The sequence below is a fragment of the Paenibacillus sp. VT-400 genome (genome assembly GCF_001029205.1).
GTDB lineage: Bacteria > Bacillota > Bacilli > Paenibacillales > Paenibacillaceae > Paenibacillus > Paenibacillus amylolyticus.
In genome coordinates, this window is sequence record NZ_LELF01000056.1 from 1 (window position 1) to 602 (window position 602).

The window sequence follows — 602 nt, forward strand, 5'->3', positions numbered from 1 at the left end:
TAGCCGTATCGGAAGGTGCGGCTGGATCACCTCCTTTCTATGGAGAATCGTTTCCTGCAACGGAAACATTCAAATATGCAGCTTAGCTGCAAAACACTCACTCGTTGTTCGGTTTTGAGAGCTCAAACTCTCAAATGCATTGGATAACTCATAGCTTGCAAATCTATAGAGGAGCCACCCCCTTGATTGGTATTTTGACGTTCATCTACATAACCACCAATACTACTAATAGATGCATCATCTAATCCCACATACCGCTGAATAAAACTTGATGATAAAATCATAATAGATAATATAAGAGGGAAAGTTAAAAACTTAATTAATACAGGTACTTTAGATTTAAAAATAAAATAAATTACGAAAGAAACTAATAGCATAAAAGCGATATGCGGTCTTACTACTAACATACAAATAAAAGCTATAGGCATCAAGAATATTAACTTTTTCATTTTAGCAATTGAGTATAAAAATAAACAAACTGAAAAAAATGAAATCGCATCCTTGCCTAATCCCGCACTCCAAAAACTCAAGGAAGAGAAAACAATAGTGATTCCAGAATTTACTTAAACCAAATAAATATTTCTCTAAACAAAAGTATAAAA

General features: G+C 33.1%; 1 protein-coding gene. It reads right to left on the reverse strand.

The window, feature by feature from the left end; genetic code table 11:
* Window positions 1–122 precede the first annotated feature (122 nt).
* Complete coding sequence (locus tag EL84_RS31670; protein WP_161799409.1) at window positions 123–530, reverse strand: hypothetical protein; 408 nt, start codon at window positions 528–530, stop codon at window positions 123–125.
* Window positions 531–602 lie beyond the last annotated feature (72 nt).